Source organism: Stenotrophomonas lactitubi (assembly GCF_002803515.1).
GTDB lineage: Bacteria > Pseudomonadota > Gammaproteobacteria > Xanthomonadales > Xanthomonadaceae > Stenotrophomonas > Stenotrophomonas lactitubi.
In genome coordinates this window covers 112414-127786 of record NZ_PHQX01000003.1, presented here as the reverse complement: position 1 = coordinate 127786, position 15373 = coordinate 112414, and the positions used below count along the sequence as shown (strand labels likewise).

Genomic DNA, 15373 nt, shown 5'->3' with positions numbered 1-15373 from the left:
CACGGCTACATGCCGCGGAACAGGCTCATGAATGGCTGGCTGACCACCAGCGTTTCCGCACGCTGGCGCAGGCGCAGCACACCGCGCCCGGTGTCATCGCGGCTGACCGCTGCGACGGCCTTCATGTTGACGATGGTGGAGCGGTGCACCTGGCGGAAGTGCTGCGGATCGAGCACTTCCAGCAGCTCGCGCAGCGGTGTACGCAGCAGGCTTTCGCCGGCAGCGGTGACCACCGTGGTGTACTTGTTGTCAGCGCGGAAATAGACCACATCGTCGAGCATGATCAGTTGCGTATCGCGACCGTTGCTGGCGGTGATCCAGGCCAGCGGCGGCCGATCGTTGGCGACCGGGCCTGCACCCAGGCGCTGCAGCAGGCGCTCCAGCACCGCATCGTCCTGGCGCGTGGATGGCAGCCGCGAAAGAATGCGGTCGCGCGTGGCCAGCAGCCGCTCGTCGCTGACTGGCTTGAGCAGGTAATCCATCGCGCCCTGCTCGAAGGCATCGATGGCGTACTGGTCGTAGGCGGTAACGAACACCACCTGGGTTCGCGGGCTCAGTTCGGCCAATGACCGCGCCACTTCGATGCCGCTGATGCCGGGCATGCGGATGTCGAGGAAGGCGATGTCCGGCTGCTTCTCGGCCAGCTGTTCCAGCGCACTGGCACCGTCTTCGCATTCGGCCACCAGCTTCAGCTCCGGCCACAGCCGCCCGAGCTGCTCGACCAGCGAGTGCCGCAGCAGCTCTTCATCTTCGGCAATCAGCGCTTCAAGCGGCATGGCGGGGTTCCTTGGCCGACTGCGGCAGGGTCATGGTGGCGGCTACACCGCTGGGGAAATTGGCCACGATCGCTACCCCAGCCTGCTCTCCGCAGGTCAGGCGCAAACGTTCGCGCAGGTTCTTCAGACCGATGCCGGTACCGCTGGTGCCCTGGCCGAAGCCGAGCCCATCGTCGGCAACGGTCACGGTGACGTGGTCATCGAAACCGCGCGCGAGGATCCAGACCGTACCGCCACCGGGCTTGGGTTCCAGGCCGTGCTTGATCGCGTTCTCGACCAATGTCTGCAGCGCCATCGCCGGCAGCTTCACTTCGTGCAGTTCGGTGGGCACCTGCACTTCCACCGCCAGCCGTGCGCCCATGCGGATGCGCAGGATTTCCAGGTAGGCGCGGGTACGTTCCAGCTCCACGCCCAGCGTGGACATCGATTCATCCACCTGCGGCAGCGAACTGCGCAGGTACTGGATCAGGTGGCCCAGCATCTGCTCGGCGCGCGCGGGGTCGGTGCGGGTCAGCACCTGGGCGTTGGCCAGCGAGTTGTACAGGAAGTGCGGCTCGACCTGCGCGTGCAGCAGGTTCAAGCGCGCGACGGACAGTTCCTTTTCCACCTGGGTCTGTTCGGCGGCGGCCTGCTCGTCGCGGCGCTGGTCGGCCACACGGCGGCTGATCGCACGGGTCACCGCTTCGGCGTTCTCATAGTTGCTGCCTTCATCCAGTGCCAGCAGATCGGCCCACCAGCCGGCGTCCGGTTCGAACAGCAGGGTGACGGTGCTGGTGCCCTGCCCCGGCGTAACCGTGGCCAGCACGCTGTTGCGCTTGATCGCCAGCCGCGCAGGCAGGTTCCAGCGCGATGGTTGCCGACCGTTCCACAGGTCGACGCGCCGCACATAGGCACGCACCTGCAGGCTGCCGGCAGAACTCTCCACCTCTTCCACCCGTGGCAGTTCGCCGACGGCTGCTTCGACCACCGCAAAGGCCTGGCCGGCATCCATCGGCAGTTCGATCTGCCGGCGCTGGCGGCCGGACAGCGTGGCGCCATCGAGGCGACCGGCCACCAGCCAGACCCGGCGCACGTGGGTGATCGCGCTGCCCAGCGCGGAGATCATCAGGAACATCACCAGCAGCCCGAACACCCAGCCCGGGCCGTCGTTCATGCCGCTGAAGATGCCGCTCCAGACCATGCCGGCAACGAACAGCGCCGCGGCCCAGGCCAGCAGGTGACGGATGATGAGGGAGAAGCTGGCGATCACGGCGGCGCCTTGGTGGAAGGGGTGAGCCGAGCATAGAGCGGCCCTTCGGGCAAACAAGCGGTGTGCGACGAAGGGCGGGAAAGGGTGGATGGAAGCCCCGTACGTAGTGCCGGCCGCTGGCCGGCTCCCCATTGCCTCCGCAAGCACCACAGGGTTGCCGGCCAGCGGCCGGCACTACCTGGGAGGCGCCGGGCGGACCCGGCGCCTTCCCTTATTTGCGCTGGTCGGCGCTGGCGTCACGCACGGCGCGGAACGCCTCGTCCTTGCTCCAGTTCGGCCAGCTGCGCGAGTTGGCCAACTGGTTGCCCAGGGTGTACAGCACTTCCAGGTCGCGCGCGGCGCCGGCGAACACCCAGTCCGGCTGCCACTCGTCGCCCTGCTGGTGGTAACGCTTGGCGGTGTAGTCCTCGGACGCCTTCTTGCCCGCCGCGACGCCACCGTCCACCCAGTCCTGCCCTGCCGACCAGGACAGCGCCGGCACGCCACGCTTGGCGAACGGGAAGTGGTCGGAGCGGAAGAACAGGCCGGCCTCCGGCTTCGGGTCCGGCGTGTAGCGGATGTCCCAGCCCTTGGCCACATCCTTCAACTGGTCCAGCAGTTCGAAGCGCGCCGCGCCGTAGATGCCGAAATCGCGCGACGGACCGAACGGCGCCATGCCATCCATGTTGATCATCGCCACGGTCTTTTCCAGCGGATACAGCGGATGCGTTGCGTAGTACTCCGAACCCAGCAGGCCCTTCTCCTCGGCCGTCACTGCCAGGAACACGACCGAACGCTGCGGACGCGGGGCCTTGGCGAAACCGCGCGCCAGTTCGATCAGCGAGGCGGTGCCGCTGGCATTGTCCAGCGCGCCGTTGAAGATGCGGTCGCCGCGTGCATCCGGTTCGCCCACGCCGATGTGGTCCCAGTGCGCGCTGTAGATGATGGTCTCGTCCGCATGCGTGCTGCCTTCCAGGCGCGCGGCCACGTTGTGCGAGGTGATCACTTCGGTCTTGACCGCGTACTTCGCATCCAGGCTGGCGCCGGTCAGCGTGACCGGAGTGAAGTCGCGCTGCTGCGCCTTCTTCTTCAATGCTTCGAAATCCTGCCCGGCCGAGCGGAACAGTTCCACCGCCAGATCGCGCTGGATCCAGCCTTCCAGCAGCGGGTGGCTGTCGGCCGGGTTGTCGCGCACCACGTCGAACATGGTGTTGGTGTTGGAGCCGGCCACCGTGGCCCAGCCATACGAGGCCGGTGCGGTCTCATGCACGATCAGCACACCGAGTGCGCCCTGGCGTGCGCCTTCTTCGTACTTGTACGGCCAACGGCCATACCAGGTCATGCCCTTGCCATCGAAGTCGCCCTTGCCGGTCTCGAAGTCCGGGTCGTTGATCAGCACGACGGCGATCTTGCCCTTCAGGTCCACGCCCTTGAAGTCGTCCCAGTTGCGCTCCGGCGCCTTCACGCCATAGCCGAGAAACACCAGCGGTGCCTTGCTGATATCCACGTTGGTGGCGCCGTTCATGGCTGCACGCACGGCAATCTGCTTGCCCTGTTCCAGCGTGATGGTCTTGCCGCCCTGCTGCAGCGACAGCTGCGGGGTACCGACGATGTCGCCCTTGCGCAGCGGCACGGCCTGGGTCCACAGGCGCTTGCCGTCCTTCAGGTCACCACCGGGCTGCAGGCCGGCATCGGCGAACTGCTTGCTGAGGAAGGCGATGGTCTTTTCTTCGCCGGCGGTGGCCGGTGAGCGGCCTTCGTAGGCGTCGGAGGCCAGTTCCTTGACGTCGGCGGAGATCCGCGCGCCATCGAATTTCGGGGTGGCCGCCATCAGTGCGCTCGACACCGACAGGGCCAGCACGCCCAGTACTACTCGCTTCATTGCTCTCTCCAGCAGGGAAATCGTTCTGGAGTGTAAGGGGTTCGCCCGGGCGGCGCCCGGGACCCGCCGAAACAACGGCAACAGCCGAAGCAACAGCAGAAGCTGGTTTCCTGAGGGTAGGCGGGGTGGGGCAGCGTGCGGGGGCCGCTGCAAGTACATCCATGTAAGCTCGGTCGCCGCATCCATGCGGCTCACGCCCCCGCACGCTGCCCCACCCCGCCTTCGACAGTTTCCCGCTGCTGCTGATACCGCTGCTGTTGGTAGGTGTCGACCTTGGTCGACACGTAGATCCACGCCATGCGTGGATGATGTCGTGGAAACGAAAACAAGAAGGGGTCAGATCCCTTTCCCGGCGGGAAAGGGATCTGACCCCATCTGTGTGTTGCTTGGACGTGTTACCAGTTCGGGTCTTCAGCCGGGGCGGCGGCGGGCTTGGGCTTCGGCTTGCTGGCCGGGCGCGCTGCGGCGGCCGGGGCGGCCGATGCGGTTGCGCCGGCAGCTGCCTTGGGCTTGCTGCCCAGCTTCTGGCGCAGTTCGATCTGGCCCGGGCGGAAACCACCGCGCATCGCGTCCACGCCCTCTTCCAGGGTGCCGTAGGAGGTCTGCGCGGCAACACGGTCGATGCGGATGGTGCAGCACGGATGCTCGCTGCGGCCGAGCGAGCGGCCGGTCTGCGGGTCCTTCAGCTCTTCGCCCAGGCGCACGGCCTGCCAGCGCTGACCGACCTGCACGGTGTCACCGCCCTGGCTCAGCACGACCTGGTCGCCATCGACGGACACCACCGACACCGGGAACAGCGTGGTGACGATCGTGCTGCCGATCTGGCCGGACAGCGAATCCATCATCGAGGCAGCCATGCTGCGGCCGTTGACCACGCGCGGCAGCGTGCTCGGGCCGGTCGAGGCCAGCTGGTGGTCGAAGCTGTCGGACATCACCACCTGGCCGGTGGTGGCGTTGACCAGGCGCAGGGTGATGCGGCCGCCACCGGAGTACGAGGTCACCTGGCGATCGGACATGCGCAGGTTGCGCACGCTGCGCGGGTACTCGAAACGTTCGATGGTCGGAATCAGGATCAGGTCGGTCGCCAGCTGCTGGCCAACGCGTGCGGTGTCCTGCAGGCGCACGTTGCCACTGTTGATGTGGTCGATCTCGGCCTGCAGTTCGTCGCCGAACTCGCGGTCCAGCACGATGAAGCGCTGGGTCTGGGTAAGCGTGTCGGACAGCCGCGCGCGGATCGCCTGGGCGACCTCGTCGGCATTCACCCGGCCATCGCCAACGGCATAACTGCCCGACTTGGTACGCGGCAGCGCCACCACGATCTTCGGCTTGCCCTCTTCATCCGGTGCACGGTACTGGGCAATCTGCGCGCGTACACGCACCTTCCAGTAGCTGCGCATGCTGCGCCGGGTGACGTCCGAATCGAAGGAGCTGGCACCGCGCTTGGCGTCGACCTTGACCTGTTCTTCGTAGTTTTCCTTGACGCTGGCCGATGCCGAGCCGCCCTTGGCGGAGGCTTCGCCGGAGGCGCTGGCCGAGGCCGAACCCTTGAAGCTCCAGCCTTCGTCGCTGGCGCGCACGCGGGCGATGGTTTCTTCGTCGAGCTGGCTCACTTCATCCTGCGAGAGGATTTCATAGCCCAGCACCGCGCCCTGCGAGCCGGCAATCATCTGCTGGGAGAACGCGTCGGCGCGGATATCGCCGACGTGTTCACCGTCCACGTCCACATGCAGGCCTGCGCGCAGGCTCTGCATCTGGCTGGCCACGCGTACGCCGTTGACCTGGGCCACGGCCGACTGCAATGCCGCCAGCACCGCCAGTTCCGGGGTGCTGCCGATACCGTCGGCTTCGCGCGCGACCTGGGTGGTGCCGCCGAAATCCGGCGTGCCACGCAGGGGTGCTTCCTGCACCGGCGCATTGCTGGCCAGTGCACTGGCGGCCTTGTCCTTGGCGGGTGCGGTTTCTGCCGGTGCATCCTGCTTGCCGCAGGCTGCCAGCAGGGCCGCGGCCAGGCCCAGGCCGATCAATCGAGTCGTCGTACGCATGCGGAGCTGCCTCTTATCAGAGCGAATCCAGCATCGAATCGGCGTTGGACGGCACCTTCACCTTGCTCTTCTTGGCGAAGGTCACGGCCGACTTGGTCGAGCCGTACAGGCCCTTGATGAAGCCCGGCGATTCCTTCGCAACCCAGGCACCCGCAGCCAGCTTGCGGCCAACGGTGGCCATCTGGGTGGCGCCCAGGTTCTTCATGCCGGCCGCAAAGCCGCTGGCTTCGCCGCTCAGCTTCTGGGCTTCGGCAGCCGAGGACAGCAGCGAGACCAGGCCTTCGGCGTAGTGCTGCTTGGATTCAGCGTTCAGTTCCGGCTGTGCGGCCTGGCGCTCGTCGATGGCGGCCTGTGCAGCCTGGCTGACCGAGACCGACTTCTTCATCGCATCAACGTTCACCGAACCCGACGACAGTGCCTGGCGCTCGGCTTCCAGCAGCTGCACCTGCTCGGCCAGACCGAAGGCGCGGGCGAAGGAGGTCTGCGCCTGCAGCGAGTGCGACTGCGAGCTGACGAAACGACGGACCAGCGCTTCCTGCGCGGCTTCGTCCGGGGCGGCAGCGCTGGTGCTGCTGCTGGAGGTGCCGGTAGCGGCGCCGGCGATGTCCTTCAGCTTGCCGAACTGGGCGTGCGCCGGCATCGACAGGGTAGCGGCCGCGATGGCAACGACGAGAGCGGTATTGCGGATCATGGAAGATTCCTTTGGGAGAGACGGCCGCGATGCGGCACGTGGAAAGACGCGAATTTGGCGGCGATGCCGAGCAGGCTCGGCACCCACCAGAGCCGGTAGCGCCGGGCCATGCCCGGCGAGCGCAGCGGTAACGTCAGCGGACCGCCTTGACGTTCAGCTCGTTGATCATCTGCTGGGCAGCCTTTTCGGCGGCCAGCTGCAGCGCATTGGTACGGGCGACGGTTTCGTTCGGGCCGGTACCGGAGAACTGCACCGGGCCCACCGACGACACGGTGCGCGGGAAGCGGCCGGTCACGTCCAGCACCTTGCCGGTGACGGTGACGAACACGCGGGTGTTGCCGCTGGCCGGATCACGGTCGCGCATGCCGACGTCGAGGGTGCCGACGGCGATGTACGGGATGTTCGCCGCGCGGATGCCGTTGGCGGTATCGCGCAGGGTGGCGGCGGACAGATCGTTGCCGGTGCTGAAGTCCTTGCGGATGCGCTCGATGCTGAGCAGGCCGCGCGATTCGCCTTCCACGTATTCGGCTTCAACCACTTCGTAGCCGGCGGCGCTGAAGGCACCGGTCATGGCCGTGTTGACTTCGGCAGCGTTGGCCACCTTCCAGCTGATGTTGTCGCTGCGCGCGGTGGTGCTGCCGCCGCTGGTGACCGACACCGAGCCGTTCTGGTTGATGCTGCCGTTGGTGCTGACCGAGTTGCCGCGGAAGCTGTCGCCTTCACGGGTGTTCTCGCTGTAGCTGCTGCTGGCATCGACGCGACGGTATTCCTTGTCCTGGAACGACTGCACGGTGTCCTGCGAGCGCGCCATGAACAGGAAGGTCAGCAGCGAGCGCTGCGCCGCGGTGGCACCGGCCACGGCCGAACCGGCATCCAGCTTGGTCTGCAGCAGAGTGGTGTTGATTTCGGCGCGGACGGTGACGCTGTAGGTCTTGGCCTTCTTGTCTTCGTTGTCCGACAGCTGCACGGCGCTGAGCACGTAACGGTCGATTTCACCGAGGAATTCGGCGCGGCGCGATTCGAACAGGCGCAGCTTGGCCGCACCGGATTCGGCGATGTACGCCTCCAGTGCATTGGCCTTGGCCTTGTTCAGGGCCTGGGCACGGGTATCGGCACTCAGGCGCAGGCTGTAGCTGGCCGAACCGGTACCGCGCGAGCTGGCGGTCTGCGCGGCGACCGGCGAGGCCACCGCCAGGGCAATGAGGATGAGCAGGATGGTACGCATCAGCGACATGATTTGATCAACTCCTGGAGGGCTTGGGTCTGTTGCTGCAGCGGGCGTCCGCCCGGCTTCTGCTCGTCCAGCCAGGCGCGCGAATCGGCACGCTTGGCGGCGGCGCCGGCGAAGGCATCGAAGCCGGCCAGCAGGGTTTCGTAGCTGGCCGACCACTGGTCGACCTGCCACTGCGTGACCGGCACCACCTTGGTGGCGCCCTTGCGCAGCGGTTGTTCGAAGTACACCTTGCCGGAGAACGGCTCGGTGACCTTGGCAGTGAAGAAGGCGCCGAACAGCATCGTCTTCATCGCCGGCGTTTCACTGATGACACCGTTCTTCAGCGCATCCACCTGCAGGCTGATGACGTAGTCCGCTTCGGGGATCTTCAGCTGGTAGACCTTGCCGTCGGCAAAGCGCGCAGCCATGGCACCGCCGATCGCCTGGCCCGAGGCCGGCGGCAGCAGGCCGACACCGGTATTGGACGACAGCGTCTTGGACAGTTCATGGGCCAGCGTGGCACGCAGCGGACCGGCCCACTTCGGGTCGGGCAGCTTGGCCAGCGTGGCGTCGGACAGGGTCACCGCACCCACCTGCAGGCGCCGCGTGGCCGCTTCCGGCAGCTTGGCCTGCGCCAGGGTCGTGGCCAGCACCTGCGACAGGCTGGTATCGGCACCGCCGTACAGCAGATCGGCGACGATCGCGTCGATGTCGTCGCTGTCCGGGCGGTACTCCTGCACGTCGATACGCTGCAGGGTGAGCGGATAGGAGGCGATCACCTGGCGCTCGCGGAAATCGAAGAACAGCGCCTGCAGGGCCACTTCCACCAGCACCTTGTACTGGTCGCCGATCGGTTCGACCGACACCAGTTCGCGGTCCAGCGCAGCGGCCAGGACCACGGCACTGGTGGTGCCGTCGAGCATCGCCACCGGCTGGTCGATCAGTTCCAGGTTTGCCGGCGCGCGGCGCTTGAGCGCCTGTGCCAGGGTCTGGTTGAGCGGGATCAGGCCACGCTTCTCCAGCACTGCATGCGCATGCGGAGTGGTCGCCTGCACGGCGGCGGCGTCAGCGGTATAGGCAAAACCGGCCCAGTAGGCCTGCTGCGATTTGTCTGCGGCCTGGCTGGCCAGCGGCCATACGGCCAGGCACAGGGCATAGGCAAGCAGGCGCGCAAAAGCGCGCGGTGCGCTCTTCGTCCTTGAAAACATCCAACCGCTCCTCGGTCACGACACACGAAAGACAGGCGCGAACACGCCCGCTGGGCGCGAAACATAGCCGCTCCGGGGCAAACCGACAAGTGCTGACCCTGCCGGCTTCAATTTTCCTGCGGCAGGCCGGCCCGTTGCCGCAGCAGGGTCCGCTCGGCCAGGTTCTGGCTCAGGGCCGCCGCCGAGGCAAATGCGTCACGGGCGTCCTGCTCCCGCCCCAGCTGCTGCAGCAGCTCACCGCGCACCACCATCAGCGGTGCGTAGCCCTGCAGTCGTGGCTCGTCCAGCAAGGGCTGCAACAGCGCCCACGCAGCGAACGCACCTTCGCTGCGCGACACCGCCACCACCCGGTTCAATGCCACCACCGGCGACGGCATCACCTGCAGCAACTGCGCATACAGTGCGGCGATCCGCGCCCAGTCGGTGTCTTCGGCGCGACGCGTACTGGCATGGCAGAAGGCGATCCGTGCCTGCAGCACATACGGATCATCGCCGCCGCCTGCGGACACTGCGCGCGTCAGTGCCTGCTGGCCGCGTTCAATCTGCAGCCAATCCCACTGCGCCCGGTTCTGCTGGTCCAGCAGGATCGGCGCGCCCTGCGCATCCACCCGTGCCGCCGCGCGCGAGGCCTGCAGTTCCATCAGCGCCAACAGGCCAAGCACCGGTGGCGCCGGCATCCGATGGGCGAGGATGCGCGCCAGTCGCAGCGCCTCGGCACACAATGCCGGTCGCATCCAGTCGTCGCCCGCACTGGCCGCATAGCCTTCGTTGAACACCAGGTAGATCGCCTCCAGCACCGAAGCCAGTCGCTCCGGCAATGCATCGGCACGCGGCACTTCATAGGGCACCTGCTTCTGCGCCAACGTACGCTTGGCGCGCACGATGCGCTGGGCGATGGTCGGCTCCGGCTGCAGGAATGCGCGGGCGATTTCGATCGTGGTCAACCCGCCCAGCAGGCGCAGGGTCAGCGCCACCCGCGCGTCGGCAGGCAGGACCGGATGACACGCCACGAACATCAGCCGCAGCAGGTCATCGCCGATGTCGTCTTCCAGGGCCTGGCTGTCATCGGGCGCGGGCAAGGCGGCCGGATGCAGTTCCTCTCCCCATTGCGCATGCTGCTGCGCCACCCGCTGGTGCTGGCGCAGCACATCGATGGCACGGTTGCGCGCGGTGGTCATCAGCCAGGCTCCGGGATTGTCCGGGATACCCTGCACCGGCCAACGCTCCAGCGCGGCCAGCCAGGTGTCCTGGGCCAACTCTTCGGCACGACCGACGTCGCCGCCGAGCAGCCGCGCCAGGCGCGCGATCAACACTGGCGATTCCATCCGCCAGAGGGTGTCCAGGCGCTGGCTCAGGGCGGGCTCGTGCATGCAGCGATCACAGCATGCGGGCCCGGCCTGCACAAGCGCCGGCGTTCACGCGTCCACGATCGGCTTGAAGCCGCCCCAGAACATGCGCCTGGTATCGAACGGCATGTCCTTGGGGCCGATATGCGCCAGCCGCGGGTCGGCCATCACCTTCTTGTTGATGCGATCACGCGCGGCGCGCGTGCGGAACACCACGAAGGCCACGATCACCGTTTCGCCCGGCTTGAGCTTCACCGCCTGCGGGAACGATGTCGATTTCCCGGGTTGCACGTCATCGGCCACGCATTCCATGTACTGCAGCGCGCCATGATCCTTCCATACCGCGCCGGCCTGGCGGGCAAGGCGGCGATAGGCCGCCACCTTGTCCTGCGGGCACGGCAGCACGTAAGCATCCACGTAAGCCATGGGGATTCTCCCTGCGGTGGCCGGTCAGCCCGGCTCGCCGTCCATGTGTGCGATTTCCCAGAGATGCCCATCCAGGTCCTGGAAGCCGCGCTGGTACATGAAGCCGTAGTCGCGCGCCGGCTGCGGTTCGCTGGCACCGGCGGCCAGCGCCTTGTCCACCATGGTGTCCACCGCCGTACGGCTGTCGGCCGACAGGCAGGTGATCACTTCGGTATGCGTGTGCGCATCGGCGATGCCCTTGGCGGTGAACTGCTGGAAGAACGGCTTGACCAGCAGCATCACGAAGATGCTATCGCTGACCACCATGCAGGCGGCGTTCTCATCGGTGAAGGCCGGGTTGAAGCTGTAGCCCAGCGCGGCGAAGAACGTCTTGGCTTTTTCCAGATCCTGCACGGGCAGGTTGACGAAGATCATCTGCGGTTGCGGTGTACTCATCGGTGCGGTTCCTTGCGATGGATCGAGAAAAGGAAAATCAGGGCTGCTTCATGCAATTGACCATCCATGGCTTGCCGTAGCGGTCGATCAACATGCCCCAGCGGTGCGCCCAGAAGGTTTCGGCGATCGGCATCTGCACCTGGCCACCTTCGGCCAGCGCGGCGAACACGCGTTCGGCTTCCTCGATGCTGTCGACATCAACATTGATGGTGGTGGAACCACCCTCGCCGCCACCGGGGCCATCGGCCGCCATCACGATCGCGCTGCCGATCTCCAACTGGCTGTGGGCCACATGGTCGAGCGTGTCGGCCGGCATCTCATTGCAGCCCGGCGAACCGTCGGACGGCGGCATGTCGCGGTACTTCATTTCCGACGTGACCTGGCCGCCGAGTGCCTTGGCATAGAACGCCATTGCGTCGTGGGCCTGGCCGCTGAAGCCGAGGAAGGGAATCAGTTTCATGGGAATGCTCCGTCGATTGGGATGAATGCGCGACCGTGCTCAGGCGCGGTCGAGCTGCTCACGCAGACGCTGTTCCTGCTGCTGTAATTCAGGGGTGAAGGCTTCACCGAAGTCTTCGGCGGAGATCAACGGGCGCAGTTCCAGCGCACCGCCCGCACTGAAGGGCGCGCGGCTGGCCCATTCAGTGGCCTCGTCCAGCGAGCGCACCTCCCACAGCCAGAACCCCGCGATCTGCTCGCCGGCCGGGCCGAACGGGCCGATCTCGACCCGCGGCGCGCCACTGCCGAAATGAATACGGCGGCCACGCTGGGTGGCATGCAGGCCTTCCCCGGCGAGCATGATGCCGGCGGCCACCAGTTGTTCGTTGTAGGCGCCCATGGCGGCCATTTCCTGTTCGCTGGGCATGCGCCCGGCTTCAGAATCGGCGTTGGCTTTGACGATCACCATCACTTTCATTGCGGTCTCCGCTGGGCTGCGGGTGCGTGCCCTTCTCTCTTACAACGAACCAGGGGCGCGAGGATCGACAGGTTCCGGGAAATTATTTTTGTCGCGGAGAGCGCGCCTTCGGCGGGGATCGGCGAACGGCGGGGCCCCTCCGTGGTGGCGGTTGGTCGTGAAGAGCTGCATCTCTGCGGGTTGGCCGGGCGGGTGGGCTGCGCAGGGGACGCCGTGAATACGTCCCTGTAGGCTCGGGCGCGCCATCCATGGCGCTTACGCCCCTGCGCAACCCACCCGCCCGGCCACGGACAGGTTCCTGCCTCCGATCCACCACGGGAAGATCAAGAAAAAGGCAGAAGCAAGAGCAAGATCAACAGCAACAGCAGTTGGCTGGCTGCCTTGGCTTTGCGAGCGAAGCGACCCGCTTTTGCTCTTGCTTGTGATTTCCCGTGGTGGTGCGGCCACCGGAATCTGTCTAGGGCCGGGCGGGTGGGGTTGGCGGGGTATCCGCGCCATGGATGGCGCGGCTAAGCCTCCAGGGACGGATTCACGGCGTCCCCGCCAATCCCACCCGCCCGGCCCACCCTCATGAAGCCAGCTTTCAGCGACCAACCCACCCCACCACGGAGGGGCCCCGCCGTTCGCCGATCCCCGCCGAAGGCGCGCTTCCCGCTCTGCCTTTCGCAGTGCAGCATGCCCCCGTGCAAACCTGCGCGATCATGGACCCCCGCCCCCCCGCCAGGACTCCGCCATGCAGCAGTACCTGCTTCTGATCTACATCGACCCGTCACTGCTGCGCACACTGCCCATCGACGACTTCAATACGTTGATGCGCGACTGCCTCGCCCATGCCGACAAACTGCAAGCCGAGGGCACGTTGCTGGCCGCGCAGAAACTGCAGCCGATCGAATCGGCGCAGACCCTGCGCGTGCGCGATGGCCACAGCCGGGTGCTCGATGGTCCCTTCGCCGAAACCCGCGAACTGCTGGCTGGCTTCAACCTGATCGTCGCCCACGACCGCGATGAGGCCATGCGTATCGCGCAGGGCTTCCCATGGGCCCGCTTCGGCAGCATCGAGGTGCGGCCGCTGGAGGACATGGACGCCGAGCGCGAACGCTGCGGCGCCCCCGCTGCGGCTATGGCAGCAGCCGTACCCTGATCTCGCGCGGGCCTACGCCTTCGTTGCCGCTGTAGTCGCGCGCACTGGCACGCACGATGTACTCGCCCGGCGGCAATGCCGCCGGCTGCCAGCGACCGGTTTCCATCAGCCCGTCGCGCACGGTGTTGGTCACCAGATAGCGGAAGCGGGTAACCGCGCTGCCATGCACGGTGATGCCACTGTCAGGGGCATAGGCCACTTTCACTGCCTGCTTCTGCGGCGGCATGCGGTTGAAGACGATGTTCCAGCGCGGTTGCTCGTAGCCCTGCAGTGGCTGCCCGGCGGCATCCAGGATCTGGTAGCCCACCTGGTACGGCCCCAGCCGGCGACGTGGCAGGTTGTTGTCCACCTGGTCCCAGGCTTCCACCACGATCTGCACGCCGCGTCCCTGCCGGGCCAGCATCACCACGCCATCGGTGCCGGCAGCCAGCGGTTGGTCGTTGTCGTCCAGCAGCGCCACGTCGGTGATGCGCGGCGCAAAGTGGTCGGCGTAGTCCTTGAACCCCAGTGCCACAGCGTTGGTCTCGAAACCACCATTGCCCACGGCCAGGTGCACGTGCGCCTGGCTGTTGATGCTGCCCAGACGGTCGCCCACGTGGATGCGCGTGCCACGCCGTACGCGGATGCGCTCCAGCGTGCCGTCTTCGGCGTACAGCGGCTGCCAGCGCGCGTCGAACGGTTCGCCGCGTGGCGTACGACCGACGCGCATGTGGATGTACTTCAACCGGTCCACGGCCAGGCCTTCAGCCTGCCCACCCAGGCTCCAGGCGGCAATCGGGCTGCTGATCTTGCCCTCGGCTATCGCCAGCACGGTCTGGCCGACATCGCCGCGTACGTCGAAGCCGCCGTGCAGGTGGTGGCGGCTCTCGCCCTGGAAGGTGCCGCGCACCTCGCCGAGCGTGCCGACCACTTCATGCCAGCCGTCCTGTGGTGCCAGCGGCCAGCGCCCACCGCTGTCCGGCAGCGCCGCGTCTGAGGCCGGGCCCACCAGCGCCGGTGCAGGCAGTTCACCCACCGGCAGCGGGCGCAGGCGATGCAGGCGATAGCCTGCGGAGTCGGCCACCAGCAGAGCACCGTCGGCCTCCACGGCCAGGCCACTGGGCCGCGCCAGGCGTGGCAGGCGGTCATTGCCCAGCAGCGCCAGTTGATGGCCCTGCGGGGTCACCTGCACGATGCGCCCGTCCAGGTCACCCACATACAGCACACCGTCGTGCGTGGTGGCCAGTGACAGCGGGCCGTTGATGACCTCACCCTTGCCGACTGCGGTACTGACCGTGCCATCGGCGCCGACGCGGCGGATCGCGTTGTTGAACAGGTCGGCCACCAGCAGTGCGCCGTGCGCATCGAAGGCCAGCGCCACCGGCGTATCGAAGCGGGCGTCGGTACCGGGCGCGTCGGCGAAGCCCGGGCGGTCGCCGCCGGCCAGCGTACGCACGTTGCCATCGGTACCGATCACCCGGATGCGGTCGTTCCAGGTATCGGCCACATAGACCTGTCCCTGCGCATCCACGGCGATGCCCATCGGTCCATCGAAACGCGCCTGTGCAGCGGGACCATCGGCGAAGCCCTGCTGGCCACCGGCCAGCGTCGTCACCTGTCCATCGGTGCTGATGCGCCGGATCGCATGATTGCCGGTGTCGGCCACATACAGATTGCCCTGCGCATCGGCAGCAATGCCCGAAGGGGTGTTGAAACTTGCCTGCAGGGCAGGCCCATCAACACGTCCCTCGCCCTGCCCCGCGACCGTTTCGATACGACCGTCGGGCAGGCGGCGGCGGATGCGGTTGTTGTCACCAGCATCGGTGAAATAAACGCTGCCATCGGCACTGCCCAGCAGTGCGTAGGGATCGGCGAAGCGTGCCTGCGCCGAGGGGCCATCGCGATCACCCGGATGGCCGTCGCCGGCCAGCAGCTCGATCTGTGCGGTCCACGCCAGCGGCGTCGGTACAGGGCCAGCCGGCGCCTGCGGGCCGGGGGCGGGAAAATCCCACCAGGTTGCCGCCAGGGCCACCGCTGTTGCCACCACCACCGCACCCACCGCCATCCCTTGCCACCGCGCCATCGTCCCG

General features: G+C 67.0%; 14 protein-coding genes. 1 reads left to right on the top strand and 13 read right to left on the bottom strand.

Going from position 1 to position 15373, the window contains the following annotated elements; genetic code table 11:
* Window positions 1–5: 5 nt before the first annotated feature.
* The 12 genes from CR156_RS22125 to CR156_RS22070 all read right to left on the bottom strand — a co-directional run bounded on the left by CR156_RS22125 (window position 6) and on the right by CR156_RS22070 (window position 12163).
* A complete protein-coding gene (locus CR156_RS22125; protein ID WP_100554617.1) occupies window positions 6–776 on the bottom strand; it encodes a LytR/AlgR family response regulator transcription factor in 771 nt (256 codons plus the stop codon).
* Entirely contained in the window at window positions 766–2025 is a 1260-nt protein-coding gene (locus tag CR156_RS22120; RefSeq protein ID WP_100554616.1) for a histidine kinase, read from the bottom strand. Before CR156_RS22120 ends, CR156_RS22125 begins: the two co-directional genes overlap by 11 nt.
* A gap of 211 nt (window positions 2026–2236) precedes the next feature.
* Window positions 2237–3886, bottom strand: a complete 1650-nt coding sequence (locus tag CR156_RS22115) for a M28 family metallopeptidase (RefSeq protein WP_100554615.1) — start codon at window positions 3884–3886, stop codon at window positions 2237–2239.
* A 395-nt stretch (window positions 3887–4281) separates the two neighbouring features.
* On the bottom strand, window positions 4282–5928 hold the full coding sequence (locus CR156_RS22110) for a CsgG/HfaB family protein (RefSeq protein WP_025878388.1): 1647 nt from the start codon (window positions 5926–5928) through the stop codon (window positions 4282–4284).
* Between the two features lie 16 nt (window positions 5929–5944).
* On the bottom strand, window positions 5945–6619 hold the full coding sequence (locus CR156_RS22105; RefSeq protein ID WP_100554614.1) for a hypothetical protein: 675 nt from the start codon (window positions 6617–6619) through the stop codon (window positions 5945–5947).
* A gap of 133 nt (window positions 6620–6752) precedes the next feature.
* The gene (locus CR156_RS22100; protein ID WP_025878386.1) at window positions 6753–7853 is read right to left on the bottom strand and encodes a hypothetical protein; all 1101 of its coding nucleotides are present in this window, start codon (window positions 7851–7853) and stop codon (window positions 6753–6755) included.
* Window positions 7844–9040: a hypothetical protein gene (locus tag CR156_RS22095; RefSeq protein ID WP_025878385.1), complete on the bottom strand. Its 1197-nt coding sequence runs from the start codon at window positions 9038–9040 to the stop codon at window positions 7844–7846. The genes CR156_RS22100 and CR156_RS22095 overlap by 10 nt, the downstream gene beginning before the upstream one ends.
* 107 nt (window positions 9041–9147) lie before the next feature.
* A complete protein-coding gene (locus tag CR156_RS22090) occupies window positions 9148–10410 on the bottom strand; it encodes an RNA polymerase sigma factor (protein WP_100554613.1) in 1263 nt (420 codons plus the stop codon).
* 45 nt (window positions 10411–10455) lie between these two features.
* Window positions 10456–10812: a DUF1428 domain-containing protein gene (locus tag CR156_RS22085; RefSeq protein WP_100554612.1), complete on the bottom strand. Its 357-nt coding sequence runs from the start codon at window positions 10810–10812 to the stop codon at window positions 10456–10458.
* A 24-nt stretch (window positions 10813–10836) separates the two neighbouring features.
* Entirely contained in the window at window positions 10837–11247 is a 411-nt protein-coding gene (locus CR156_RS22080; RefSeq protein WP_100554611.1) for a VOC family protein, read from the bottom strand.
* 37 nt (window positions 11248–11284) lie between these two features.
* Window positions 11285–11707, bottom strand: a complete 423-nt coding sequence (locus tag CR156_RS22075; protein ID WP_049454401.1) for a VOC family protein — start codon at window positions 11705–11707, stop codon at window positions 11285–11287.
* 39 nt (window positions 11708–11746) lie between these two features.
* Window positions 11747–12163, bottom strand: coding sequence for a YciI family protein (locus tag CR156_RS22070; RefSeq protein ID WP_100554610.1), 417 nt, complete (start codon window positions 12161–12163; stop codon window positions 11747–11749).
* Window positions 12164–12896: 733 nt separating this feature from the next.
* On the opposite strand from CR156_RS22070, the gene CR156_RS22065 reads away from it, so the two are divergent.
* Window positions 12897–13304 carry a YciI family protein gene (locus CR156_RS22065; protein WP_089238385.1) on the top strand — a complete coding sequence of 136 codons (408 nt, stop codon included), beginning with the start codon at window positions 12897–12899 and terminating at the stop codon, window positions 13302–13304.
* Here the strand turns inward: CR156_RS22065 and CR156_RS22060 are convergent.
* Window positions 13282–15366, bottom strand: coding sequence for an NHL repeat-containing protein (locus tag CR156_RS22060; protein WP_100554684.1), 2085 nt, complete (start codon window positions 15364–15366; stop codon window positions 13282–13284). The two genes, CR156_RS22065 and CR156_RS22060, sit on opposite strands and share 23 nt — an antisense overlap.
* Window positions 15367–15373 lie beyond the last annotated feature (7 nt).

What these genes read in the sequence shown, in the direction of transcription:
- CR156_RS22070 (WP_100554610.1), bottom strand. Translation starts at nt 12,163, where the DNA reads ATGAAAGTGATGGTGATCGTCAAAGCCAACGCCGATTCTGAAGCCGGG.
- CR156_RS22100 (WP_025878386.1), bottom strand. Translation starts at nt 7,853, where the DNA reads ATGTCGCTGATGCGTACCATCCTGCTCATCCTCATTGCCCTGGCGGTG.
- CR156_RS22115 (WP_100554615.1), bottom strand. Translation starts at nt 3,886, where the DNA reads ATGAAGCGAGTAGTACTGGGCGTGCTGGCCCTGTCGGTGTCGAGCGCA.
- CR156_RS22090 (WP_100554613.1), bottom strand. Translation starts at nt 10,410, where the DNA reads ATGCACGAGCCCGCCCTGAGCCAGCGCCTGGACACCCTCTGGCGGATG.
- CR156_RS22080 (WP_100554611.1), bottom strand. Translation starts at nt 11,247, where the DNA reads ATGAGTACACCGCAACCGCAGATGATCTTCGTCAACCTGCCCGTGCAG.
- CR156_RS22065 (WP_089238385.1), top strand. Translation starts at nt 12,897, where the DNA reads ATGCAGCAGTACCTGCTTCTGATCTACATCGACCCGTCACTGCTGCGC.
- CR156_RS22110 (WP_025878388.1), bottom strand. Translation starts at nt 5,928, where the DNA reads ATGCGTACGACGACTCGATTGATCGGCCTGGGCCTGGCCGCGGCCCTG.
- CR156_RS22095 (WP_025878385.1), bottom strand. Translation starts at nt 9,040, where the DNA reads ATGTTTTCAAGGACGAAGAGCGCACCGCGCGCTTTTGCGCGCCTGCTT.
- CR156_RS22060 (WP_100554684.1), bottom strand. Translation starts at nt 15,366, where the DNA reads ATGGCGCGGTGGCAAGGGATGGCGGTGGGTGCGGTGGTGGTGGCAACA.
- CR156_RS22085 (WP_100554612.1), bottom strand. Translation starts at nt 10,812, where the DNA reads ATGGCTTACGTGGATGCTTACGTGCTGCCGTGCCCGCAGGACAAGGTG.
- CR156_RS22125 (WP_100554617.1), bottom strand. Translation starts at nt 776, where the DNA reads ATGCCGCTTGAAGCGCTGATTGCCGAAGATGAAGAGCTGCTGCGGCAC.
- CR156_RS22075 (WP_049454401.1), bottom strand. Translation starts at nt 11,707, where the DNA reads ATGAAACTGATTCCCTTCCTCGGCTTCAGCGGCCAGGCCCACGACGCA.
- CR156_RS22105 (WP_100554614.1), bottom strand. Translation starts at nt 6,619, where the DNA reads ATGATCCGCAATACCGCTCTCGTCGTTGCCATCGCGGCCGCTACCCTG.